This is a genomic window from Mesorhizobium shangrilense (assembly GCF_040537815.1).
Lineage (GTDB): Bacteria > Pseudomonadota > Alphaproteobacteria > Rhizobiales > Rhizobiaceae > Mesorhizobium > Mesorhizobium shangrilense.
The window spans coordinates 3,399,501-3,421,045 of sequence record NZ_JBEWSZ010000001.1; the positions used below are offsets into that span (position 1 = coordinate 3,399,501).

At 61.0% G+C, this 21,545-nt stretch carries 22 protein-coding genes, 2 tRNA genes and 1 pseudogene; 15 read left to right on the top strand and 10 right to left on the bottom strand.

Translation table 11 applies throughout. The features are described from left to right. Positions 1-2 precede the first annotated feature (2 nt). From ABVQ20_RS16635 to ABVQ20_RS16650, 4 genes are read left to right on the top strand one after another with little or no spacing between them, the layout of a single operon-like run. Positions 3-740 (top strand): ABC transporter ATP-binding protein, encoded by a 738-nt coding sequence (locus ABVQ20_RS16635; RefSeq protein ID WP_354460606.1) that lies wholly within the window; start codon positions 3-5, stop codon positions 738-740. After that, positions 737-1,450 (top strand): ABC transporter ATP-binding protein, encoded by a 714-nt coding sequence (locus tag ABVQ20_RS16640; RefSeq protein ID WP_354460607.1) that lies wholly within the window; start codon positions 737-739, stop codon positions 1,448-1,450. Before ABVQ20_RS16635 ends, ABVQ20_RS16640 begins: the two co-directional genes overlap by 4 nt. A gap of 9 nt (positions 1,451-1,459) precedes the next feature. Beyond that, complete coding sequence (locus ABVQ20_RS16645) at positions 1,460-2,335, top strand: branched-chain amino acid ABC transporter permease (RefSeq protein ID WP_354460608.1); 876 nt, start codon at positions 1,460-1,462, stop codon at positions 2,333-2,335. Further along, the gene (locus ABVQ20_RS16650; protein WP_354460609.1) at positions 2,332-3,366 is read left to right on the top strand and encodes a branched-chain amino acid ABC transporter permease; all 1,035 of its coding nucleotides are present in this window, start codon (positions 2,332-2,334) and stop codon (positions 3,364-3,366) included. Before ABVQ20_RS16645 ends, ABVQ20_RS16650 begins: the two co-directional genes overlap by 4 nt. A gap of 126 nt (positions 3,367-3,492) precedes the next feature. On the opposite strand, the gene ABVQ20_RS16655 is transcribed toward ABVQ20_RS16650, so the two are convergent. From ABVQ20_RS16655 to ABVQ20_RS16665, 3 genes are all read right to left on the bottom strand, one after another. Then, a complete protein-coding gene (locus ABVQ20_RS16655; protein ID WP_354460610.1) occupies positions 3,493-4,809 on the bottom strand; it encodes a M20 family metallopeptidase in 1,317 nt (438 codons plus the stop codon). A gap of 51 nt (positions 4,810-4,860) precedes the next feature. Next, a complete protein-coding gene (locus ABVQ20_RS16660; protein ID WP_354460611.1) occupies positions 4,861-5,784 on the bottom strand; it encodes a MurR/RpiR family transcriptional regulator in 924 nt (307 codons plus the stop codon). Positions 5,785-6,265: 481 nt separating this feature from the next. After that, positions 6,266-6,340 (bottom strand) — tRNA-Thr (locus ABVQ20_RS16665). Between the two features lie 168 nt (positions 6,341-6,508). On the opposite strand from ABVQ20_RS16665, the gene ABVQ20_RS16670 reads away from it, so the two are divergent. The 10 genes from ABVQ20_RS16670 to ABVQ20_RS16715 all read left to right on the top strand — a co-directional run bounded on the left by ABVQ20_RS16670 (position 6,509) and on the right by ABVQ20_RS16715 (position 12,437). After that, positions 6,509-6,685, top strand: coding sequence for a hypothetical protein (locus ABVQ20_RS16670; protein WP_354460612.1), 177 nt, complete (start codon positions 6,509-6,511; stop codon positions 6,683-6,685). 145 nt (positions 6,686-6,830) lie between these two features. After that, entirely contained in the window at positions 6,831-8,123 is a 1,293-nt protein-coding gene (gene murA, locus ABVQ20_RS16675; protein WP_354460613.1) for a UDP-N-acetylglucosamine 1-carboxyvinyltransferase, read from the top strand. An 89-nt stretch (positions 8,124-8,212) separates the two neighbouring features. Beyond that, complete coding sequence (locus ABVQ20_RS16680) at positions 8,213-8,647, top strand: DUF2948 family protein (RefSeq protein ID WP_354460614.1); 435 nt, start codon at positions 8,213-8,215, stop codon at positions 8,645-8,647. 10 nt (positions 8,648-8,657) lie between these two features. After that, positions 8,658-9,950 (top strand): histidinol dehydrogenase, encoded by a 1,293-nt coding sequence (hisD, locus tag ABVQ20_RS16685; protein ID WP_354460615.1) that lies wholly within the window; start codon positions 8,658-8,660, stop codon positions 9,948-9,950. A gap of 6 nt (positions 9,951-9,956) precedes the next feature. Then, positions 9,957-10,442: a UPF0262 family protein gene (locus ABVQ20_RS16690; protein ID WP_354460616.1), complete on the top strand. Its 486-nt coding sequence runs from the start codon at positions 9,957-9,959 to the stop codon at positions 10,440-10,442. A gap of 1 nt (position 10,443) precedes the next feature. Beyond that, positions 10,444-10,896, top strand: a complete 453-nt coding sequence (locus ABVQ20_RS16695) for an arsenate-mycothiol transferase ArsC (protein WP_354462191.1) — start codon at positions 10,444-10,446, stop codon at positions 10,894-10,896. Between the two features lie 199 nt (positions 10,897-11,095). After that, positions 11,096-11,314, top strand: coding sequence for a translation initiation factor IF-1 (infA, locus tag ABVQ20_RS16700; RefSeq protein WP_006200926.1), 219 nt, complete (start codon positions 11,096-11,098; stop codon positions 11,312-11,314). 30 nt (positions 11,315-11,344) lie between these two features. Continuing rightward, the gene (locus ABVQ20_RS16705; protein ID WP_354460617.1) at positions 11,345-11,971 is read left to right on the top strand and encodes a Maf-like protein; all 627 of its coding nucleotides are present in this window, start codon (positions 11,345-11,347) and stop codon (positions 11,969-11,971) included. Beyond that, complete coding sequence (gene yacG / locus ABVQ20_RS16710) at positions 11,968-12,165, top strand: DNA gyrase inhibitor YacG (RefSeq protein WP_227348968.1); 198 nt, start codon at positions 11,968-11,970, stop codon at positions 12,163-12,165. The genes ABVQ20_RS16705 and yacG overlap by 4 nt, the downstream gene beginning before the upstream one ends. Positions 12,166-12,361: 196 nt before the next feature. After that, positions 12,362-12,437 (top strand) — tRNA-Phe (locus ABVQ20_RS16715). Between the two features lie 187 nt (positions 12,438-12,624). On the opposite strand, the pseudogene ABVQ20_RS16720 reads toward ABVQ20_RS16715, so the two are convergent. Next, positions 12,625-12,979: pseudogene (locus ABVQ20_RS16720) on the bottom strand (arabinose isomerase); the annotation flags it as partial. 340 nt (positions 12,980-13,319) lie between these two features. Here ABVQ20_RS16720 and ABVQ20_RS16725 point away from each other — a divergent pair. Then, entirely contained in the window at positions 13,320-13,409 is a 90-nt protein-coding gene (locus ABVQ20_RS16725; protein WP_354462192.1) for a hypothetical protein, read from the top strand. Positions 13,410-13,806: 397 nt separating this feature from the next. Here ABVQ20_RS16725 and ABVQ20_RS16730 read toward each other — a convergent pair whose 3' ends face one another. The 6 genes from ABVQ20_RS16730 to ABVQ20_RS16755 form a co-directional block, all read right to left on the bottom strand. Further along, positions 13,807-14,682, bottom strand: coding sequence for a hydroxymethylglutaryl-CoA lyase (locus tag ABVQ20_RS16730; protein ID WP_354460618.1), 876 nt, complete (start codon positions 14,680-14,682; stop codon positions 13,807-13,809). Then, complete coding sequence (locus ABVQ20_RS16735; protein ID WP_354460619.1) at positions 14,682-16,184, bottom strand: sugar ABC transporter ATP-binding protein; 1,503 nt, start codon at positions 16,182-16,184, stop codon at positions 14,682-14,684. Before ABVQ20_RS16735 ends, ABVQ20_RS16730 begins: the two co-directional genes overlap by 1 nt. Beyond that, positions 16,181-17,323: an SMP-30/gluconolactonase/LRE family protein gene (locus ABVQ20_RS16740; protein WP_354460620.1), complete on the bottom strand. Its 1,143-nt coding sequence runs from the start codon at positions 17,321-17,323 to the stop codon at positions 16,181-16,183. The genes ABVQ20_RS16735 and ABVQ20_RS16740 overlap by 4 nt, the downstream gene beginning before the upstream one ends. Then, positions 17,320-19,434 (bottom strand): ABC transporter permease, encoded by a 2,115-nt coding sequence (locus tag ABVQ20_RS16745; protein ID WP_354460621.1) that lies wholly within the window; start codon positions 19,432-19,434, stop codon positions 17,320-17,322. Before ABVQ20_RS16745 ends, ABVQ20_RS16740 begins: the two co-directional genes overlap by 4 nt. Before the next feature lie 68 nt (positions 19,435-19,502). Further along, entirely contained in the window at positions 19,503-20,507 is a 1,005-nt protein-coding gene (locus ABVQ20_RS16750; RefSeq protein WP_354460622.1) for a sugar ABC transporter substrate-binding protein, read from the bottom strand. A 32-nt stretch (positions 20,508-20,539) separates the two neighbouring features. Next, positions 20,540-21,502, bottom strand: a complete 963-nt coding sequence (locus tag ABVQ20_RS16755) for an ABC transporter permease (RefSeq protein ID WP_354462193.1) — start codon at positions 21,500-21,502, stop codon at positions 20,540-20,542. Positions 21,503-21,545 lie beyond the last annotated feature (43 nt).

The following is a 21,545-nucleotide window of genomic DNA, read 5'->3' on the forward strand; positions in this document are numbered from 1 at the left end:
TGATGGCGCTTCTCGAGCTTGACGACGTCTCCAAGAGCTTCGGCTCGCTGAAGGCCGTCGACGGCGTGTCGTTCAAGGTCGAGGCCGGCGAGATCTTTGGCATCGCCGGCCCGAACGGCAGCGGCAAGAGCACGCTGTTCAACATCATCACCGGCATTCCGTTCGGCCCGGACCGGGGCCATATCCGGTTTGATGGAACAGCGATCAACGGCAAGCCGGGACACGCCATCGCCCGTCTTGGCCTGGCCCGCACATTTCAGCGCGAGACCAGCTTCGACGGATTGACGGTGTTCGAGAACGCGCTGATCGGCGCGAGCTATGGCAAGCAGGAAAAATCGGCCGCCGTGACCCGCGATGCGGCCGCCGAGGCGCTGGAGTTTGTCGGGCTGGGCTCCGCGTCGTTCGGACGTCTTGCCGGCGAGCTTTCCGTGTTCGAGCGAAAGTGCCTGATGCTCGCCACCGCGATCGCCATGCGGCCGCGCATGCTGTTGCTTGACGAGCCGGCTTCTAGCCTGACCAAGCCGGAGATCGAGACATCGATCGGCCTGATCCGCAGGACCGCGGAGCGCGGCATCACCATCCTGCTGATCGAGCATGTGCTGACCTTCTTGATGAGCCTGTCGCAGCATCTGCTGGTGCTCAACAATGGCGGCGTTCTGGCCGCCGGCGATCCTGCCAGCGTGATTGCCGACCCGCGCGTCATCGAAGCCTATCTGGGAACAAGGAGGGCGGCCGCGTGAACCCCGTCCTCACCGTTGAAGGCGTCACCGCCGGCTACGGCCGCGTCACCGTCCTGCACGAGATTTCACTGGAGGCCGGCCGCTTCGGCAATGTCGGCCTTTTCGGTCCGAACGGCCATGGCAAGACCACGCTGCTGCGCGCCATTTCCGGGCTGCTGCAGCCGAAGAGCGGGCGCATCCTGTTCGACGGACAGGATATTGTCGGCCACAGTGCAAGGGCCATCGTCGGCACCGGCCTGATCCATGTGCCGCAAGGCAACCGGCTGTTTCCCGATCTCTCCATCGCCGACTGCATGGCGCTTGGCGCCTATTCATCGCGCGCCCGCCCGCATGAGGTGGAGAACCGCGAAAAGGTGGTCAAGCTGTTCCCCAAGCTGGCGCAGCGCTGGCGCCAACGCGTGCGTACGCTGTCGGGCGGGGAACGACAGATGGTGTCGATCGGCACGGCGCTGATGAGCCATCCGCGGCTGCTGATCCTCGACGAGCCGACATTGGGGCTGGCGCCCAAGATCAAAGACGAACTTTGCGCATCCGTCATGGACATTTCGCGCGGCGGCGTACCGCTCATCGTCGTCGAGCAGGACATCGAATTCCTGCTGGAACTGACGCAACAACTCTACCTCGTCAATCACGGCGCGGTGGCGACCGAGATCAAGCCGGGTGAAAGCCTCGACCACGGCGAGATAATGTCGATGTATTTTGGCCATTAGGACCCGAACATGAGCGCATTGGCGGAAATCCTGTTCGGCGGCCTCTTCCAGGGTTCGCTCTATGCCATGATGGCGGTGGGGCTGGCTCTGGTCTGGACGACGATCGGCGTCTTCAATTTCAGCCATGGCGTGTTCATGATGCTGGGCGCCTACATTGCCTGGCAGTTGGTCGAACTCGGCCTGCCGGCAGCGGTCGCCTTCCCGATCGCCGTCATCGTCATGGCGGGCGTCGGATGGATACTGCAGGCAAGCGTCGTGCGCCCGCTGATCGGCCGACCCAACATCGTGCTGGTCGTCGTCATCACAACGCTCGCAGCCGGCTCCTTGATCGAGAACGGCGCCCTGACGCTCTGGGGCCCGCGCTCGAAGCAGATCCCGGCACTGATCGAGGGCAACACCACGATCGGCGGCGTCGGCGTCTCCCTGCATCAGATCGCCATCATCGTCATCACGCCACTGATCCTTGCCGCGCTGTGGATGTTCCTCAACCGCACGCGGCTGGGGCTGGCGCTGCGCGCCGTGGCACAGAACGAGGATGCTAGCCACCTTGTCGGCCTGAACGTCACCGCGCTCTACGGGCTCGCCTTCGCCATCGCTGCTTCGCTCGCCGGTCTCGCCGGCATCTTCATGGGCGGCTATCGCTTCATGTCGCCGGTGATGGGTGCGGATCCGCTGCTCAAGGCGCTCATCGTCGTCGTCTTCGGCGGCATATCGAGCATATCGGGGCCGATCTTCGCCGCCTATCTGATCGGCTTCTTCGAGGCCGCCTGCAGTTACTATTTCGGCCTGTACTGGACGCCAGCGCTGCTGTTCGGCGTGCTGATCCTGACCCTGATGGTGCGCCCCGAGGGTATTTTTGCCAGCCGTTCCCGAGGCCTCGCATGACCGACACAGCAACGCTCATCGCACCACGCAGCACAGGGGCGGCACCCCCTGTCGCGCCAGGCCGCACGCCGTGGAAGCACGAAGCCGCGGGCTTCGTGCTCGGCTTTGCCTGTCTGGCGCTGCTGCCGCTGATTTTCGGCGACACCTATGCACGCCATGTCCTGATCATGGTCTTCATCTACGCGGTCGTCGCCTCGAACTGGGATCTCAGCCTCGGCTATGGCGGCGTCTTCAATTTCGGCCACCTCGCGCTGTTCGGCATCGGCGTCTATGCCTACAGCCTGCTGACCAAGCTGGCCGAACTCGACCCGTGGATCGCGCTTTTTGCCAGCGGCGTGATCGCCACGCTGGCGGCGATCCTGGTGACCATCCCGATCCTGCGGCTGAAGGGCATCTACATCATCCTGGTCACCTTCGGCTTCGCGCAACTGGTCATGCAGGTGATCATCAGCCAGTCCGATATCACCGGCGGCACGCAAGGTCTGGTGCGCATTCCCGGCCTCTATCTGTTCGACCACAACATGGTCCGCGACGGCAAGTTCGCCTATTTCTACATCGCCTTGGCGCTGCTGGTGGCCAGCACCCTGTTCCTGCGCGTCTTCGTGCGCTCACGCACCGGGGCCAGCGTCGTCGCTTTGCGCGACAATGAAGAATATGCGATCAGCCGCGGTGTTTCGATCGTGCGCCAGCGCATGCTCACGCTTGCCGCGAGCGCCTTCTTCACCGGCATGGCCGGCGCCTTCTATGCCGCCTACCAGCGCAACGCCTCGGTCGATGTCTTCGGCATGAGTCTCGCGACCATCATCCTGTCAATGGTGCTGCTTGGCGGCACCGGCACCATCTATGGCGCCATCATCGCATCCTTCGTGCTGACGATCTTCGCCGAATGGATGGCCGACTTCGGGGCTTGGCGCCCGATGATCACGGCGGTGCTGATCATCGGCGTCATGCTGGCCTACCCAAGCGGGCTTGCCGGCATGATCAAGGCAGCATGGGGTGGTGTCGCCGGCCGCCTCAAGCGCCCGGCCTGACCGTTTCGGAATTGCGGTGCCGCGTTAGAGCGGCTCATCGTTTCACGGAAACACCGAACCGCTCTAACTCTCTGTTTTGACACAATTTCGGACGGAAACCGTTTTCACACTTTTCCTGAAATTGCTCTAGCGGATGCCGCACCAGTCGATGACCGAAGCCGCGATCACCTTGGCGGTCTCGACGACCGACTCGACTTCGACATATTCGTTGGCGCCATGGAAACCATCGCCCGACGGGCCGAAGATGACGCCATCGACACCGGCACCGGCATAGTGCGCGGCGTCGCACACGGCGACGAAGCCACGCGCCTGCGGCGCCTTGCCGATCATCGCCTTGCGCTTCATCAGCGATGTCACCAGCGGGTGATCGACCGGGGTGTTCATCGGAGGAAAATGCAGCCCGCCGAGTTCCCACTGGATGATTGGTGGATTGTCCCGCAGCCACGCATCGGTCTGCGCGAAATGATGCACGAAGTTCTCGAACTCACGGCGATAGTCGGCGGAATTCTCGTCCGGCAGGAATTTCATGTCGAGATCGAGCACCGCGACATCCGGAATGATGGCCGGGTTGGTCATGACCGTCGGCAGGCCGTGCGCGCCAAGGCCGGTGCCGCCATGCATGACGCCGATGTTGATCGTGTTCATACCGAGCGGCAGCAGCGGGTGGGATCTCGCCCGCGTCCGGTCGAGCTCATACTGACGCACGGCGGCAATGAACCGGGCGGCGATCTCGATCGCGTTGACGCCCGGCTTCAGCCGGTCCTTGTCGTGCCGCTGCGGATAGATCTCGTTGTAGCGCAGCGCCGAATGCGCGTTGCGGCCACGGATCGTCACCCGCGCCCATTCGAGCCCGCCTTCGACCGGCAGGACATCGCCCCAGGTCGGTTCGGCGACAAGCACCGCCTTGGCGAGCTTGCCTTTCTTCACAGCGTCCATCGCACCGAAGCCCCCGGCCTCTTCGTCGACAACGGAATGAATTGCCAATCGGCCTTGCAGGTCGATGCCGGCCTTCCTGATCGCATGCGCGGCCGCGATGCAGGCGGCGACGCCGCCCTTCATGTCGACGGCACCCCGGCCATGGAGGCGGCCATCCGTGATCTCGCCGCCGAACGGATCGACGGACCAGTCCTTCATCTCGCCGACGGGCACGACATCGATGTGCCCGCACAGGATCAGGCTGCGATCCTCGTCGCCCGCCCATTCGCCGACCAGGTTGGGTCGGCCGGGCAACGCATCCCACTGCTGCGTCTTGAAGCCATCCCGCTTGAGGATCGGCTCAAGCAGCGCCTGGACGTCCGCCTCGCGGTTGATCGCGGGATTGGGTTCGAATTTGGGATTGACGGAGGGGATGCGGACCATGTCGCGGGCAAGCCCGATCAGCCAGTCGCGATCAACATCGATTTGCGCCTGCACGGCGCTGATGATGGCTTGAGTATCCGGCATTCTGTTTCCCCTGCTATGCGATGACGGCGGTGGGCGCGACGCCAACCGGCGTCATTTCTTCCCAGCCCTGGACTTGCCGACCGGCTTGGGCGGCCGGGCGGCATCCGTTGGCGACGTTTCGGCGGCATCGAGCGTGACCGCGTTGGCGCTGCGGATATTCTCGATATCCTCGATCCGCTTGCGCACCCCGGCGCCATGATCTTCCAGCGCATGGGCAAATACCGTTTCCATCTGGGCAACGGCGGTTGCCAGCGTGTCGAACGGCGAGTTGGCGTCGATCGCCGCGACCAGGGTCAGGTCGGCAATCTCGGCGATCGGCGACAACCATATATCGGTGAACAGCAATATGGAGACGCCACGTTCGTGCGCCTGCTGCGCAAAGCGCACGACATCCGCCTGATAGCGCCGGTAGTCGAAGACGACGAGAAGATCGCGCTTGCCAAGATCGATCAACAGGTCGAAATCGGCAGGGCTCAGCGAGCCGATGTCGCGCACGCCCGAGCGGAACTGAAGCAAATAGCCGGCAAGCATGGATGCGATATGCCGGCTGAAGCGGCCGCCCAGAAGCACGACCTGGCCCTTGGTATCGAGCAGCATGTTGACCGCGCGCGTATAGGCCTGCAGCGGCACGGCCGTGCGCGTGCGTTCCAGACTGTCGGAAACCGAGTGGAAATAGGCAAGTGCGGTGCCCTCGCTGGAGCCGCCGGGTCGCTTGGCCTCCATCATCAGCAGCGGCGAGTGCAGCCTGGATTCCACTTCCGTGAGCAGCTTTGTCTGGAAGTCGGCAAAGCCGGCATAGCCAAGCTTGATCATCAGGCGCATAACGGTCGGGTCGCTGACACCCGCGCGTCGCGCAAGGCGGGTCGCCGTTCCCAGCCCCGACATGGGGTAGTCGGCAAGCAGGGCCTGAACGATCTTGGCTTCCGCTGAAGTGAACGCCAAGGTCGTGTTGGCCAGTTCTTCGCGGATCGACATGGTCATCGCCTCTCGCTGACGGAAAGATGGTTACCTTACAATTTTGCAGAATATTGTCAAATTTGGAAATTATCTTACAGAACCATCCGCTGGCTCCCGGCAAGATTTCCGTGACAAAGTCGGCCATGGCCTTCGAGACGAACCGGGCCATACCCACAACTGAGCCGTCACACCCGGATGCTCATTCGCCGACGAAGGTCGACGTGGAATCCCCAATTGGTTTCTGTTACCGTTAACACTTCAAGGAGCCGAGGGACGCGAGACGATGAAGCGCAACGAGACGGAAGACGATGGAACGCAACCCTTTGGCATGGGCTACATAGTCTTCTTGCTGGTGATGGGCGCGCTGCTGGTAGGCACGATTTATCTTGAGCTCTGGGTCTAGAGCACCGGCGATTGGCACCCGAAGACGTGGCTCTTCGGCGATGCGAGAGGCGATGAAAGGGCACAACGTCCGGCGATAATGTTAGTCGTTGGAGAATGGTGCTGCGAGAGAGGATTGAACTCTCGACCTCTCCCTTACCAAGGGAGTGCTCTACCACTGAGCTACCGCAGCCGATGGCGGGGCTTCTGCCATATCGAACCGACAAGCGCAAGCCAGGAACAAGCCCAAAAGCAACAGCTGTGGGAAAGCATGGGCCAACTGGTTTTGCGGACATGGCCGCGCCACAATGTTGACTATGCCTGAATAGTGCGCCGGCTGATCGCCGGCCGGGACGAAACGATGGACGACAAGACAAATCCAGCAAAAAAGGGCGGCACCGACCGCAAGGGCCGGTTGGCCGAGCAATTGCGGGCAAACCTGCAGAAGCGCAAGGCGCAGTTGCGCTCGCGGCGCACCGGCGAGGCCGACCAGCGGCCGGACGGGCTTGGCGCATCAAAGGAATTGCAAAAAGATTAACTCAAATCAGCCACTCTTGGTGCGGACGCCAGGAAATCCTATTTCTTGAACCAGACGGTTTCTTGAACCAGACTGGCCAATGGTCTAGACGGGCCGACACTCAAACGATTGAAACCGGCTTTTTCGGCCGAGGGGACATTCTTCCATGGATCGCATCAGAATTGTCGGCGGCAACGAGCTTGCCGGAAGCATTCCGATCTCCGGCGCCAAGAACGCCGCGCTGCCGTTGATGATCGCCTCGTTGCTGACCGACGACACGCTGACCCTCGAAAACGTGCCGCACCTGGCCGATGTCGAGCAGCTTATCCGCATCCTCGGCAATCACGGCGTCGACTATTCGGTCAACGGCCGCCGCGAAAAGCAGCATGAGGGCTATTCGCGCACCATCAATTTCTCGGCCCGCAACATCGTCGACACGACTGCTCCCTACGAACTGGTGTCGAAGATGCGCGCGTCGTTCTGGGTGATCGGCCCGCTGCTTGCCCGCATGGGCGAAGCCAAGGTGTCACTGCCGGGCGGTTGCGCCATCGGCACGCGCCCGGTCGATCTCTTCCTTGAAGGCTTGCAGGCGCTGGGTGCCGATATCGACGTCGATACCGGTTATGTCATCGCCAAGACCAGGAACGGCCGCCTTGTCGGCAACCGCTACGTGTTCCCGAAAGTCTCCGTCGGCGCCACCCATGTGCTGATGATGGCGGCGGCGCTCGCCAAAGGCGAGACGGTTCTCGAAAACGCGGCCTGCGAACCCGAGATCGTCAACCTCGCGGAATGCCTCAATGCCATGGGCGCGAAAATTTCCGGCGCCGGCACACCGACCATCACCATCGACGGCGTCGAATCGCTGTCCGGTGCACGCGTGCGGGTGATTCCCGACCGCATCGAGACCGGCACCTATGCCATGGCGGTCGCCATGACCGGCGGCGATGTCGTGCTTGAAGGCGCGCGTCCCGAGCTTTTGCAGACCGCCCTCGACATCATCAGCCAGACCGGTGCCGAGATCACGCCAACCAATTCCGGCATCCGCGTCAGGCGCAACGGCGCCGGCATTTCGCCGGTCGACGTGACGACGGCGCCCTTCCCGGCGTTCCCGACCGATCTGCAGGCGCAGTTCATGGGCCTCATGACCATGGCCAAGGGCAAGTCGCGCATCACCGAGACGATCTTCGAAAACCGCTTCATGCATGTCCAGGAACTGGCCCGGCTCGGCGCCCACATCACGCTTTCCGGCCAGACGGCGATCGTCGATGGTGTCTCGAAGCTGAAGGGCGCACCTGTGATGGCGACAGACCTTCGCGCATCGGTGTCGCTGGTGATCGCTGGCCTCGCGGCAGAAGGCGAGACGACGGTAAACCGTGTCTATCACCTCGATCGCGGCTTCGAGCGGCTGGAGGAAAAACTGTCCGGCTGCGGCGCGGTGATCGAGCGGATTTCGGCATAGCTAGGTCCACAGAACCGCCGCGCGGTTGCACGGACTGGAAAGACCGCATAACAGAAGGTTGAAGATCAACTTTCAGGTGCGAAATCCGCATGAATGCCCTCAAGCTTGTCGCGCTCGACGACCAGGACCTGAGCATCGTCTCGGCCCATGTCCAGGACGCCGTGATGAAGATCGGCGACCTCGAATTCCTGCCTTCGGCCAAGCGCTTCGTGCTGACCATGAACCGCTTCGTCTGGGAAGCGAAATCGGGCTTATTCCGCCAGCACAATGAGCGGCGGCAGGCCGTGCTGCATTTCGACCGCGTGCTCGGCGCCAAGACCAACGGCATTGCCCGTGAAAAGCCAGCCGAGGTCCTGTCGCTGCTGGCGATCAGCTTCGTCGAGATCAGCAAGCCCGCCGGCATTGTCGAACTGATCTTTTCGGGAGGCGGCACCATCATGCTCGATGTCGAGTGCATCGAGGCGCGCCTTGCCGATATCGGCGGCGCCTGGGAAGCGACATCGCGCCCCGTGCACAAGGCCTGAGCTGCATCCGATGGCCATCACGCTTCGCCAGACCGACGCCGATTTCGAGCAGAAATTTTCCGCCTTCCTGCTGACCAAGCGGGAGGTGTCGGAAGATGTCGACACCGCGGTGCGCGACATCATCGCGCGCGTGCGCGCCGAAGGCGACGCGGCCCTGATCGACTATTCCAGGAAATTCGACCGCGCCGACCTGAAAAGCGTCGGCATCGCCGTTTCGAAGGACGAAATCGCCGCCGCCCATGACGGCGCCGATGCGCAGACAGTAGAGGCACTGAAATTCGCGCGCGACCGCATCCGCGCCTATCATGAGCGGCAGCTGCCGAAGGACGATCGCTACACCGATGCCGCCGGCGTCGAGCTCGGCTGGCGGTGGACGGCGATCGAAGCGGTCGGCCTCTATGTGCCTGGCGGCACCGCAAGCTATCCAAGCTCGGTGCTGATGAACGCCATCCCGGCCAAGGTTGCTGGCGTCGAACGCATCGCGATATGCGTGCCGGCCTCGGGCGGCGCCATACCGCCGCTGGTGCTGGTCGCGGCCGACATTGCCGGCGTGTCCGAAATCTACCGCGTCGGCGGCGCCCAGGCGATTGCAGCCCTTGCCTATGGAACCGAGACGATCAGGCCCGTCGCCAAGATCGTCGGCCCCGGCAACGCCTATGTCGCGGCCGCCAAGCGCCGCGTGTTCGGCACCGTCGGCATCGACATGATCGCGGGGCCGTCCGAAGTGCTGGTCGTGGCCGATGGCAGCAACAATCCGGACTGGATCGCCGCCGACCTGCTTGCCCAGGCCGAGCACGACGTGTCGGCGCAATCGATCCTGATCACCGACGACCCCGCCTTCGGCAAGGCGGTCGAGCAGGCGGTCGAGCGCCAGTTGCAGAGCCTGCCGCGTGCCGAAACCGCGGCGGCGAGCTGGCGCGACTTCGGCGCGGTAATCCTGGTCCCGACAATCGAGGCCTCCCTGCCCCTGGTCGACCGCATCGCCGCCGAACATGTGGAACTTGCCATCGAGGACGCCGAGGGCTTCCTTTCGCGCATGCGCAACGCGGGCGCCGTCTTTCTCGGCCGCCACACGCCGGAAGCCATCGGCGACTATGTCGGCGGCTCCAACCATGTGCTGCCGACCGCCCGTTCGGCGCGCTTTTCGTCGGGGCTTTCCGTGCTCGATTTCATCAAGCGCACCTCGATCCTGAAGCTCGGGCCGGAGCAGTTGCGGGCGCTGGCACCAGCGGCTATCGCGCTTGCCACGGCCGAGGGCCTCGACGCGCACGGACGCTCCGTCTCCATACGGCTGAACATGTAGACGACCATGACGGGCTCCGATCAAACCCGCGCAAAGCTGATCGATGTCGAACTCGACGAATCGATCGGCCGTTCGACGCCCGATGTCGAGCATGAGCGCGCGGTGGCGATTTTCGACCTGATCGAGGAAAACCGCTTCCGGCCCATCAATGACAGTGGCACGGGACCTTACCGGCTGAAACTATCGCTGGCCGAATCCCGCCTGGTCCTTGCCGTGACGCGCGAGGATGGCGACGCTGTCGTCACTCACATCCTGTCGCTGACGCCGCTGCGGCGCATCGTCAAGGACTACTACATGATCTGCGAGAGCTATTACGACGCCATCCGCTCCTCGACGCCCAGCCATATCGAGGCGATCGACATGGGCCGGCGCGGCCTGCACAACGAGGGCTCACAGACATTGATGGACCGGCTTGCCGGCAAGATAGATATCGACTTCGATACGGCGCGGCGGCTTTTCACGCTGGTCTGCGTGCTGCACTGGCGAGGCTGAACTGCCAGCCGCTCTGCCCCGCTCGATCCTGTTCCTGTGCGGCATGAACGCCGTGCGTTCGCCGATGGCGGAGCAGCTGGCGCGCAAGATGTTGCCGGCCGTTACCTTCGTCGCCTCGGCCGGCGTGCGCAGCGGCGAACGCGATCCGTTCGTCGATGCCGTGCTTGCCGAGGAAGGCCTGTCGCTGGGCGAACGCCAGCCGCGAACGCTGGACGATCTCGAGGACGACTATTTCGACCTGATCGTCACCCTGGCGCCGGAGGCGCATCATACCGCGCTGGAACTGACCCGCTCGCTTGCTGTCGAGGTGGAATACTGGCCGACGCCGGACCCGACCGACGTCGGCGGCACGCGCGAGCAGATCATGGCTGCCTATCGCGATGTTCGTGAACGGCTGAGGGCGCGGATAAGTCGACGTTTTTTGCTCGCAGACGCAAAAAACGCGACGGATTAAGCGTGTTCACAAGCGGACGTTTATCATATAGGTTCCGCCGAAATTCCGGCTAGAGTCGGATGATTTCAGGTCTGTTCGACCTGAAATCTGAATCCGCCTCTAAACCAAGAAGTAGAGCATGATGTCGTCCGAAAACCGCTGCACACTTTTCGGCATCATGCTCTAAGCGCCGGAACCGTCATCCAAGCAAAGGTATCGAATGCCGAAGGAAGAAGTCCTCGAGTTTCCGGGTGTCGTCACGGAATTGTTGCCCAACGCGATGTTCAGGGTGAAACTCGAAAACGAACACGAAATCATCGCCCATACGGCTGGCCGCATGCGCAAGAACCGCATCCGCGTGCTGACCGGCGACAAGGTTCTGGTCGAAATGACGCCCTATGACCTGACCAAGGGCCGCATCACCTATCGCTTCAAGTAAGCACACCCCAAGAGCTCGGCTGGAATCGCGATGAGCATTTTGCAGAAGCTCGTGCTTGCTTCGGGTTCGCCACGCCGGATCGAACTGCTGCAGCAGGCCGGCCTCGAGCCCGACCGTGTGCTGCCCGCCGATGTCGACGAAACGCCGTTGCGTGCCGAGCATCCGCGCTCACTGGCCAAGCGGCTGTCGCAGGAAAAGGCCGAGAAGGCCCTGGCCTCGCTCAAGACGGAAGCCGATTATGCGCCCGGCTTCGTGCTGGCCGCCGATACGGTGGTTGCCGTCGGGCGGCGCATCCTGCCCAAGGCCGAAACGATCGACGATGCCGCCAATTGCCTCGGACTGCTCTCGGGCCGTTCGCACCGGGTCTATTCGGGCGTCTGCCTGATCACGCCGGGCGGCAAGGTCCGCCTGCGGCTGGTCGAGACGCGCGTGCGGTTCAAGCGGCTGCCGCGCGAGGAGATGGACGCCTATGTGGCCTCGGGCGAATGGCGCGGCAAGGCCGGCGGCTATGCCGTGCAGGGCCTCGCGGGCTCCTTCGTCGTCAAGCTTGTCGGCTCCTACACCAATGTCGTCGGCCTGCCGCTCTACGAGACCGTGGCGCTGCTGGCCGGCGAAGGTTTCAAGGTGCACACCAGCTGGACGTCCGCGCGGTCATGAGCTCGGACGATAACGTCACGCCGCTCCGTCCCCGGCGCCCCTGCCCCGAATGCGGCAAGCAATCGGCGCGCGAGACCTATCCGTTCTGCTCGACGCGCTGCAAGGACGTCGATCTTAACCGCTGGCTCAAGGGCGCCTATGTTATAAAAGCCCGCGACGACGAGGAAGAAACGGACCCCGACGAGCCGAAATGAGGCCGATCTATAGGGCTGTCACCCCCCATGATCGCTGGTGGTTTATGGGTTGGCAGGACCGGCTTTCTTTTCCTTCGGAAATCAACGCTTAGGCGCTGGACAGGCCGGATTCCCGTGCTATAACCCACCCGCTTTCAAGGGGTGCCCACGGCGCTTCCATGAAATCCGGCGAATGAGAATTCTTTAGCCGGAACAGGCCCAGATAGCTCAGTTGGTAGAGCAGCGGACTGAAAATCCGCGTGTCGGTGGTTCGAATCCGCCTCTGGGCACCATCCCCTTTTCTCCCGACATTCCCTCTCGCCGAAGCCTCTACGCTTCTGTGTCTGCAAATCTATGAAATCGCTTATTTTTTTATAGGGAATGTCGTGGCTAGCCGCATTTCACGAAGATTTGGGCGCACTTGGTCCAACGGGATGGTATTTCCGATGGTATTGGGCATCCTGTTGGTATCAAGAAGCCGGTGTTTCTGATTTCCAGGATCGGCCCGGCAACAGACGAACCCTCGGCACGGAGCAGATGGACCTTGCCGTCCCTCTCGACAACGGAAAGTAGCGTTACCGGCCCGCGCTTGATAGACATTTCGACGCTCATGCCGGAACCGACCTTGCCATGATAGACTTGGAAAGGGCGCACCTTCGTGCGCCCTTTGGCGATCTTCGCGTGACCCGGGCCATCGTGGCCAGTGAGGACCACATCCGCCGCAAAGTCTATTGCGTAGTATTCGGTAAGGGAGCCACCGACCCCGAAACTGTCCATGATCTTCATAGCCTGAGCGTTACTCGCCGGCGACCGGCACGCCTGCCGCACACTGGAGAAAGACTGTCGACCGATACGCCGGAAGGCCAGAAGGCCGTGGCGGATCTGAAGGAAGCGCTGAAGGGCATGACGCTCGGCGCATCCCTGTCCACCAGCCAGTTGCAGTTCGTCGAGGAGAACTTTGCCGGCGCCGTAGAAGTCCGTACCTACAAATCGGCCAAACAAAGCGATCTCGAAGGCGGCCGCATCGATGGCCAGTTCGACAATGTCGTGTTCGTCAATGATCGCGCCAAGGCAAGCAATGGCGCGTTGAAGGCGAGCGGCCCTCTGCTCACGGGCGGCATCATGGCCACCAATGCCTGCTCGGCATCCGCAAGCAGGAGCCTGAGCTCAAGGCAATACTCGATAAGGCAGTCGAGGAAACGCGCGCAGACGGCACGTTGGCCAAAATCTCCGAAAAGTGGTTCTCGATGGATCTGAACCCGTAGAAGTGACGTGGGGGATGGTGGTGCACGTGTTTACGTTGAACCACCTGCCTTGATAACCGGCGTGGGGCGGCGGCCTTTCCACGGCTGTCGCCCATCGCTGCCGGGCCGTCAACTGTCGGGCAGTGTTCTTGCCAGCCCTTCAGCAAAGCCCAAAGGTGATTGTCAAACGACGTTGACTGCCTCAAGGTTCGCGGCGGAAACAGTCGCGGGAGTTTCACGACCGCAGCGCAGATGCCATTCATATGGCGAGCACGCCGGAGAGACCCGCAGCGGACCCGCCGTGCTCGCGGCCGCATCGCGTTTGAATCGTCACCGAAACTGCTGGTCCCCATCAAGGCCTCAATGCTTCAAGATTTGGAAAGAAGGCGTCCACAAATCTAGGAGCTATTCACCTCTTTTAGTTGCCAGAGTTGCAACCGTTCCTCAAACTCAAAGCAAACTCCTCAGCAAGTTGCAGTATATTGGAGTCTATCCCGGTAGCATAGCCTCTTTGCATCAGATGGGAGATGATAACTCCGGTGCCAATGTTGCCTGCAGCACCTGGAGCATAAGGACAGCCCCCTAGACCGCCCGCGGAACTATCGAACGTAGCGATGCCCCAATCCAACGCGACGTCCACATTCGCACGAGCTCGCCCGGAAGTGTCATGGAAGTGGCAGGCCACCATCGGTGCTGGAACCCGGTCGAGTACGCGTTCCAGCATGAGACTTACGCGCTCCGGCAATCCCCGGCCGATCGTCTCCGCTACCGAGATCTCATGGCAACCCAGGTCCATCAGTTGCGAAGAAACAATTGCGACTGCGTCGGGCGCGATTTCGCCCTCGTAAGGACAATCGACGGCACAAGACACGTAGCCGCGAACTGGAATGCCATGCGACCTCGCGAGGCTGATCACCGGCACGAACCGTTCCAGGCTTTCGGCTATGGTGCAGTTGATGTTTCTGGACGCGAAGGTCTCCGAGGCGCTGGTAAAGACGGCCAACTCGTCGGCGCCCGCGGCAATCGCGGCTATGGCACCCTTGTCGTTGGGCACCAGCACGGAGCGTATCAAGCCTTCTCGCGCCGGCGTCCGCCGCATCACCGCGTCATGATCGGCCATCTGGGGCACCCATCTTGGCGAGACGAACGCGGTGACCTCGATACGAGAGAGACCCGCATCTGCCAGCAGACGGATGAGCTTAAGCTTATCCTCGGTCGAGACGATGTTTTTCTCATTTTGCAGGCCGTCACGAGGACCCACTTCGACAATCGTGACCTTGCGATCGCCGCTCATTAATGGACGGCCGCGTACATGATCGTTTCTTCCGTGGCAATCCGGCGGTCCATTTCCTCGACGATCTTGCCCTGGCGGGCAATGAGGATGCGGTCGGAAAGGCTGAGTATCTCCGGCAGGTAGGACGAGATCACCGCGACCGCGATCCCCTGGTCGGCAAGCTGGTTTATGAAGGTATGGATTTCGGCGATAGCGCCGACATCGACGCCGCGCGTCGGCTCATCGAAGACCACAAGTCTTGGCTTCTGGACGAGCGCCTTGGCGATCACGACCTTCTGCTGATTGCCGCCGGACAGTTCGATGACTTTCGCGTCCGGGTCGATGGCCCGCACATTGAGGCGTTTGCGCCACTCCTCGGCGACGGACCGTGCCTGCTTCATCGATACGATGTTGAAACCGCCAAAGGATTGTCCGCCGAGCTGGCCTATATAGATGTTCTCGGCAATGCTCATCGTCTCGAAGAAGCCTTCTGCCTTTCGCTCTTCGGTCACATAGACAACGCCGTCACGCACGGCCGGCGCGGGCACCAGATAGCGCCTGGATTGGCCATCGATCTTGACCTCTCCCCCATGAAAGAAATCGCGTTTCAGTACCCCGCACACCACTTTCAGCGTTTCGGTCCGGCCGGAGCCGACCAAACCGAAAATCCCGGTCACCTGCCCCGCATACAGCGAAAACGATGTGTTACGCACCATGTTGCCCATCGAGAGATTCTCCACCGAGAGCACTTTTGTGCCACGCGGCCTCGGGGCGCGCATGCGCGAGGCATTACTGTAGATCTCATCTGTCATTGTTCGACCGACCATCGCCTGGATGATCATCTGACGATCGAACGCGGCGGCCTTGTCCGAGGCCACCAGCCTGCCATCTCTCAGGATTGTAATCCGATCCGCAACCATGAGCGCCTCTTCAAGCGCATGCGAAATGAATATGATGGAGACACCCTCGTCCTTCAGCTTCCTGATCAGCTTGAAGAAGTAGCTCTTTTCCTCCGGCGTGAGGGTCGCCGTCGGCTCGTCGAAGATGATTACCTTTGCCTTGTGGTGCACTGCTCGCGCGATCTCGACCATCTGCTTCTGTGCAGCGCCTAAAGAGCCCACGATGGCTGAAGGATCGACATGGAAGTTCAGGGACTGGAGGAATTGCTGGGCGGAAATGTAAATGCCACGAAGCCGGTTCAGAGGTTTCTCTTTTCCGAGATAAATATTCTGGGCGACGGACATCGACGGAACCAGGCTGTTTTCCTGGTAGACCATGGCTATCCCTTTCGCGAGCCCCTCAGCCGGCGTTGCGAGCTTCTCCTCACGGCCATTGATGAACATCTTGCCGCTGCTGAGCGGATAGACGCCGGCAATGATCTTCGTCAGTGTCGACTTTCCGGCGCCATTCTCGCCGAGCAGCGCGTGAATCTCACCGGGCAGCAGCTGAAAGTCGACGTCCGAGAAAGCGGGATTGCCGCGAAAATCCTTTGTAGCGGCCTTGAGCTCGACAATCGGTGTCATGCTGCGGACCCCACAAGAACCGAGAGGTCGTCCGGCTCGGTCGGCGCGAGATGACCGAGCGCAAGGACTTCGCCTCGGCCTTTGGAGGCGATGAGCAGCCTGTCGCGGATTTCGACACAGGATGTGACGCCATGCCGGTGGCCATCGGCTCTGCTGTGGGCGCTCCAAATGGGCTGAAGGCCGTCATCGACGCGAAGCAGGAGGCCATAGGAGCGTGTCGGCGCCCAGGGTTTGTGGATGCCCAGCCGTATGACGCTGCCTGCTTGCAGCGGTTCCTTGAAGCTGCGTCCGCTGGAAAGCGTAGGCGCGATCCAATATTCCGGCGCGATGGTTTCCATCATTTCGCGCCTGTAACGGTTTTCGCGCAGCACAAATTCCTGCAGCTGGGAGCGGACCGCAAACATCGTCAGCCAGTATCCATTCTGGCTGGCTGGCTGAATCCGTCCGGGGTACGCGGGCAAATCCGCAAGCACGGTTTTGAAGCCGCCACCGCCGACGTCCAGCGCCAAAAGCCGATGTTTCCACGCTTCAGAGATGATCAGCTTGCCGTCCCTCGCAACGCCAACGCCCGAGGGAAATCCCAGTCCTCCCTTGATGAGGCTCGCAGTTCCAGTTCCCAGATCAATTTTCACGACGCTTCCGCTGCGGCCAAGATTCAGGAGATCGCGGCTCCACTCGGGGGCCGAATGGGCGCTCGAACCATTGCAAACGACCAGCGTGTCTTCATCCAGGAAAACAGCGGCCGTTGGACAGTTGAGCTGCTGGCCGGACAGGTTCGCGGCAAGTCGCTTGCCGTCATGGCGGCCACCGACGATCGCGATACCAAGCTTGTCCAATCCCAGGGCAAGAGCCCCCTGCGGGGATGCGGACAAGAAGGTGATCTCGGCATCGTAAGTGCCTCGGACAGAGGTGCTTGCGTTGTCGTGAAGTTCAACCAGCCGATTGCCCGACGTGAGTAGTACTTGCCCACTCGCAGTCGTCAGATTGTCCGCCGCCTCTACTGTCGAGACGCTGTCGATACGCTCCAGGTAGTTGTTGGGCTTGAGTGCGCCGTCCATGACCGGAACCGTGATGGAATGATCGCCGCGCCCACCCATGAATTTGTCAAAGATACTGCCGATGCGGCCAGACATGCTCATGCGTTTGCTCCCCAGTAGGAGGCTTGTGACGTCCAGGTTGGATCGGCACCGGGCAGCTTGAGACGACCTATCCGATCATTGTAGAGCCCGCCGAGATACAGATATCCCTTGTGCTCGCGCATCGATGTCACCATCGGGTGGTTCTTGCCTCCTAGGTCCCAATAGGATTCCACGATTTCGCCGTTCGGCTTGAATTTGAGCACGCACCCCGTGTTGATGTTCGGGAACAGCCATTCATCGCGGGCAACGCGCTTGGCCATACGTTTGCGCAGTGACGGCATTCTCATCGCCAGATCGAGAGCCGGCGATCGCATGCCGACAAGAGCCACCCAGAAGCTGCCGTCCGAGGCTCGATTGATGTTGTCGGGATACCCCGGAAGATTTGGGATCGTCGTTTCACACGTGCCCTTCTTGGGACCTTCGAACCAGTATCGATTTACACGGCAGCCCCAAGTCTCGGCGAAGAAGAACGATTGACCGTCGCCGGCCATGCAGACCCCGTTCGGGAATTGCAAATTTCTGAGGATGGTTTTGGTCGAACCGTCGCGTGGGTCAAAGCAGATCAGGCGACCGTTGCCCCTGCTCTCCAGCGCGTCTGTCGCCCAGTCGTGCATGTCGTAACGGATGGTTGCCTCCGAAAAGAAGATGCGGCCATCCGGTGCGATGTCGAGATCGTCGGCAAGCTTCAAGCGGGAATCGTCGATCACCGAAAGGACCGTCCGCTTGGTCTCGTCGGTCAGTTTTCTGACCCGCCGATCCGGCGAAACCTGATAGAGCCCCATGCCACCGATACAGACATTCAGGTTCTCGTTGGCGTCAAACGCCAGGCCCAGCGGATGGCCGCCAATATGAACGAATATCTCCCACTTGATGTAGTCCGGCGCGAAGAAGCGAACGATGTCGCCGTGCCTATTTGGGCAGTAGAGATTGTCGTTGCGATCGAAAATTACGTCCTCTGGACCTTCGATCTCGCCCTTGCCGATGAGCGACACGTCCTTCAGTCGATCGTTGAGCGCGTAGGGGCTTCCAGATCCTGCGTCTGTCTCGGGAAGAGCCGGGAGACGGAAGTAACCGGGCGACACATACACCTTGTTCAGAAGCTTGTGCCGGTTCTTCAGCCAACGGACGTCGATGGCCACCACTGCGAGCAGAACAATGCCGAGGATCATCGAACTGATGCCGCCACTGATCCCCACGCGAACCATGCTGTCGGTCAGAATGAGCACAACAACCGCACCGAGTACGGATTTTACCACCGACCCACGGCCGCCGCCCAGACTGTTGCCTCCAAGAACGGCGGCGGTCAGCGCCGCGATCTCGAGGCCGACTCCGGTATCTGATCCAGCACTGCCAAGGCGTGCCGCGAAAAACACGCCGGCCAATGACGCAAGCACGCTCGACCAGACATAGGTGGTGAAGATGGTGAACTTGACCCGCAGGCCGGCATTGTAGGCGGACCGACGGCTGCCGCCGACCGCAGTGATATGCCACCCGGCGCGTGCCCTGGTCAGGATGACGTGCCAGAGCCCTATGACGACGATGGCGACGAGGAACGAGAAGGGAATGCCAAGGACCTGGCCTTCTCCGATGAAGAACCAGAGGTCGGACTCTGGGAAAACCGCCGATATCTGAACTGCGTAACGCAGCAGGATGATATCGACGATCGATCGAATGATGATGAGCGTAACCAGTGTTGTCAGGAACGCCCGGATGCGCAGATAGCCAATCAGGAAGCCATTGACTGCGCCGCACAGGGCGCCAACAGCCAGCGTGGCAATCACGGCGGCCCAGACCGGCCATTCTAGCAAGGTGATGCAAACAAGGGCCGTGATATTGGCCAGGGCAAATACGCTGCCAACCGAGAGATCGAGACCACCTGCAAGCAATACTATGCCCATGGCGACGACGACCAGCGAAAACTCCGACAGCTGGCGCGACGTCTCTGTCAGGCTCGACAGCGTGAAGAAATGCGGATTCTGGAGGAGAAAAAATCCGATCGTCAAGATCGTCGCAAGCACGGGAACGGCGTTGTCGCTCCAGCGCTTGGTCAGCACTTCGCCAAGCACCTTTTCGGGAAAATAGCGAAAGTAGAGGCGCTCGATCGCTTCCATCTGAAAACCCTAACTGCAGACACTGCTGAAAAGGTCACCGCGTTCACACGCGATGACCTGATGGGACATCACTTTTTGAGCTGGTCCAGATCCCAACAGCTGGTCGTCGACATCGTTTCCTTGCTGATGATCTTGTTTGGCGTGTACAGCGCGAACTTCACAGCGCCTGCTGCTTCCTTCGATTGCAGCAGCACCTTGATCGCATTGTTCAGATCGCGGCCCTGGCCTTCGACGTCGTAGGAGATGACTTCCCTGAACGTTCCGTTTTCCACCCCTTGGCATGCCGTCTTGTTGCCGCCGCCGGATGTGATCAGATAAATATCCTTTCCGGACTCCTGGATCGCGGCGCCCGTTCCAGCGTCCATCACATCCCAAAAGCCGATGATGCCGCACAGGTCGGGATTCTGCTGGATCACAGTCTGTGCGATACCGCGTGCCTTCGACTGATCCCAGTCGCCGGTCTGGCTGGAAACGATCTTGATGTCGTCATGACCCTTCAGCGTCTCGGAGATCGCATTGAGCTGATAGACACTTGCCGCAGCCGTCGCCGGCCCCTGGATGATCGCGATCTTGCCGCTCTTGCCGCTCGCCTTGCCGCATTTCTCGATCATGCGATTGGCCGCATACTGGCCGATGCCATACCAGTCCGCCCCGACAAAAGCGTCCGTCTGGTAACTCGACTTCATGTTGACCTGGATGACCTTGATCCCCGAATCCTCGGCCTTCTTCAGCGTGCGTGCGTAGGACGCGACGTCGAAATTCTGCACCACGATCACGTCGGGTTTTTCGGTGATCGCCTGGGTCAATGCTCGCGTGCCGGTATCCGTGCTCCAGTTGGCGTCGCGGATATCGAGGGTGTAGCCCAGCCGCTTCGCCTCCTTTTGCATGATCGCCGCCCAACCCTCCGGCAGATCGAAACTCATGGACATCGGCACGAAGACTACCTTCTTGCCGGCGAGTGAATCAAACGTCGGCTGCCTCAATTCGTCGACCATGCCATCCTGCGCGTGGGCGGCGCCAAATGAGAGAATGCCGGCCACTACCGCCGCTGCGGCATACTTGACTATCATCATGTTGGTTTCCTCCCGTTGGATGATATTGAGCGTCAGATATCTCCCTGCTGCGAAGTCTGTTCATCGCGAGGGTTGAGAAGTGCGTCCACGATCAAGGCGCCAAGCAGCACCGTGCTTTTGACCAGGTTCTGGACGGTGTAGGAGATGTCGAGGATCGTCATGCCGTTGAGCAGGAGACCGATCAGAATCGTGCCGACCAGCACGTTGCGGACGCCTCCCCGTCCGCCAGTGAGGCCGATGCCTCCCAGGATGACCACCAGCAGAACATCGTAGATGAGTGTCGAATTGACCATCCTCATATTCATGCTGGCGACCGAGGCCGCCGTCACGCACCCAGCCAGGAAGGCCATCACGCCCGAGAGCACGTATTGGAGAATGATGACCGGCCTGACGGGAATACCTGTGATCCGCGCAGTCGAGATGTTGTCGCCGATAGCGTAGATGAACCGTCCGAGCCCCGTCCTGCGAAGAAAGAAATAGAGGGCGGCAGCACAGACCGCGAAAAGCCAGATCGGTATCGGGATACCAAGAAAGCTACCGCGGCCCAGAAACAGGAACCAGTTCAGATTGTCCGGCACATTGTTGACATCGAGCGTGGCTATCACGCCGCGCCCCAGTCCATAAACGATCGCCGAAACAGCAAGCGTTGCGAAGATCGCGGGGATTTCGACATAGGCGATCAGAAAGCCCATGACGATCGCGACGACGATGACGAAGGCAAGACCGAGCACCAGAGCCGTTGAAAACGCGTAGCCCTGGTTGGCGAGAACAATCGAAAACGTCAGCGACACGGCCATCACCGCGACCAGCGAAAGATCCACACCGCGGCCGATCACGACGACAGCCATGCCGAGGCTCAGCATCCCGAGCATGGCGACATTTCGGATCAGATTGAGGATGTTGTCCCGGCTGAGAAAATTGTCGAGCGTGATCGAGAAATAGGCGAAGAGAGCGATCGATACGAGGAATACGATCAGCTCCTGCGTCACGCCCATGCGATGGCCGACGCCTTTGCGCGTGACATTCGATGCCAGGTTT

What these genes read in the sequence shown, in the direction of transcription:
- ABVQ20_RS16635 (WP_354460606.1), top strand. Translation starts at nt 3, where the DNA reads ATGGCGCTTCTCGAGCTTGACGACGTCTCCAAGAGCTTCGGCTCGCTG.
- ABVQ20_RS16645 (WP_354460608.1), top strand. Translation starts at nt 1,460, where the DNA reads ATGAGCGCATTGGCGGAAATCCTGTTCGGCGGCCTCTTCCAGGGTTCG.
- ABVQ20_RS16650 (WP_354460609.1), top strand. Translation starts at nt 2,332, where the DNA reads ATGACCGACACAGCAACGCTCATCGCACCACGCAGCACAGGGGCGGCA.
- ABVQ20_RS16655 (WP_354460610.1), bottom strand. Translation starts at nt 4,809, where the DNA reads ATGCCGGATACTCAAGCCATCATCAGCGCCGTGCAGGCGCAAATCGAT.
- ABVQ20_RS16660 (WP_354460611.1), bottom strand. Translation starts at nt 5,784, where the DNA reads ATGTCGATCCGCGAAGAACTGGCCAACACGACCTTGGCGTTCACTTCA.
- ABVQ20_RS16670 (WP_354460612.1), top strand. Translation starts at nt 6,509, where the DNA reads ATGGACGACAAGACAAATCCAGCAAAAAAGGGCGGCACCGACCGCAAG.
- murA (WP_354460613.1), top strand. Translation starts at nt 6,831, where the DNA reads ATGGATCGCATCAGAATTGTCGGCGGCAACGAGCTTGCCGGAAGCATT.
- ABVQ20_RS16680 (WP_354460614.1), top strand. Translation starts at nt 8,213, where the DNA reads ATGAATGCCCTCAAGCTTGTCGCGCTCGACGACCAGGACCTGAGCATC.
- hisD (WP_354460615.1), top strand. Translation starts at nt 8,658, where the DNA reads ATGGCCATCACGCTTCGCCAGACCGACGCCGATTTCGAGCAGAAATTT.
- ABVQ20_RS16690 (WP_354460616.1), top strand. Translation starts at nt 9,957, where the DNA reads ATGACGGGCTCCGATCAAACCCGCGCAAAGCTGATCGATGTCGAACTC.
- infA (WP_006200926.1), top strand. Translation starts at nt 11,096, where the DNA reads ATGCCGAAGGAAGAAGTCCTCGAGTTTCCGGGTGTCGTCACGGAATTG.
- ABVQ20_RS16705 (WP_354460617.1), top strand. Translation starts at nt 11,345, where the DNA reads ATGAGCATTTTGCAGAAGCTCGTGCTTGCTTCGGGTTCGCCACGCCGG.
- yacG (WP_227348968.1), top strand. Translation starts at nt 11,968, where the DNA reads ATGAGCTCGGACGATAACGTCACGCCGCTCCGTCCCCGGCGCCCCTGC.
- ABVQ20_RS16730 (WP_354460618.1), bottom strand. Translation starts at nt 14,682, where the DNA reads ATGAGCGGCGATCGCAAGGTCACGATTGTCGAAGTGGGTCCTCGTGAC.
- ABVQ20_RS16735 (WP_354460619.1), bottom strand. Translation starts at nt 16,184, where the DNA reads ATGACACCGATTGTCGAGCTCAAGGCCGCTACAAAGGATTTTCGCGGC.
- ABVQ20_RS16740 (WP_354460620.1), bottom strand. Translation starts at nt 17,323, where the DNA reads ATGAGCATGTCTGGCCGCATCGGCAGTATCTTTGACAAATTCATGGGT.
- ABVQ20_RS16745 (WP_354460621.1), bottom strand. Translation starts at nt 19,434, where the DNA reads ATGGAAGCGATCGAGCGCCTCTACTTTCGCTATTTTCCCGAAAAGGTG.
- ABVQ20_RS16750 (WP_354460622.1), bottom strand. Translation starts at nt 20,507, where the DNA reads ATGATGATAGTCAAGTATGCCGCAGCGGCGGTAGTGGCCGGCATTCTC.
- ABVQ20_RS16755 (WP_354462193.1), bottom strand. Translation starts at nt 21,502, where the DNA reads ATGGGCGTGACGCAGGAGCTGATCGTATTCCTCGTATCGATCGCTCTC.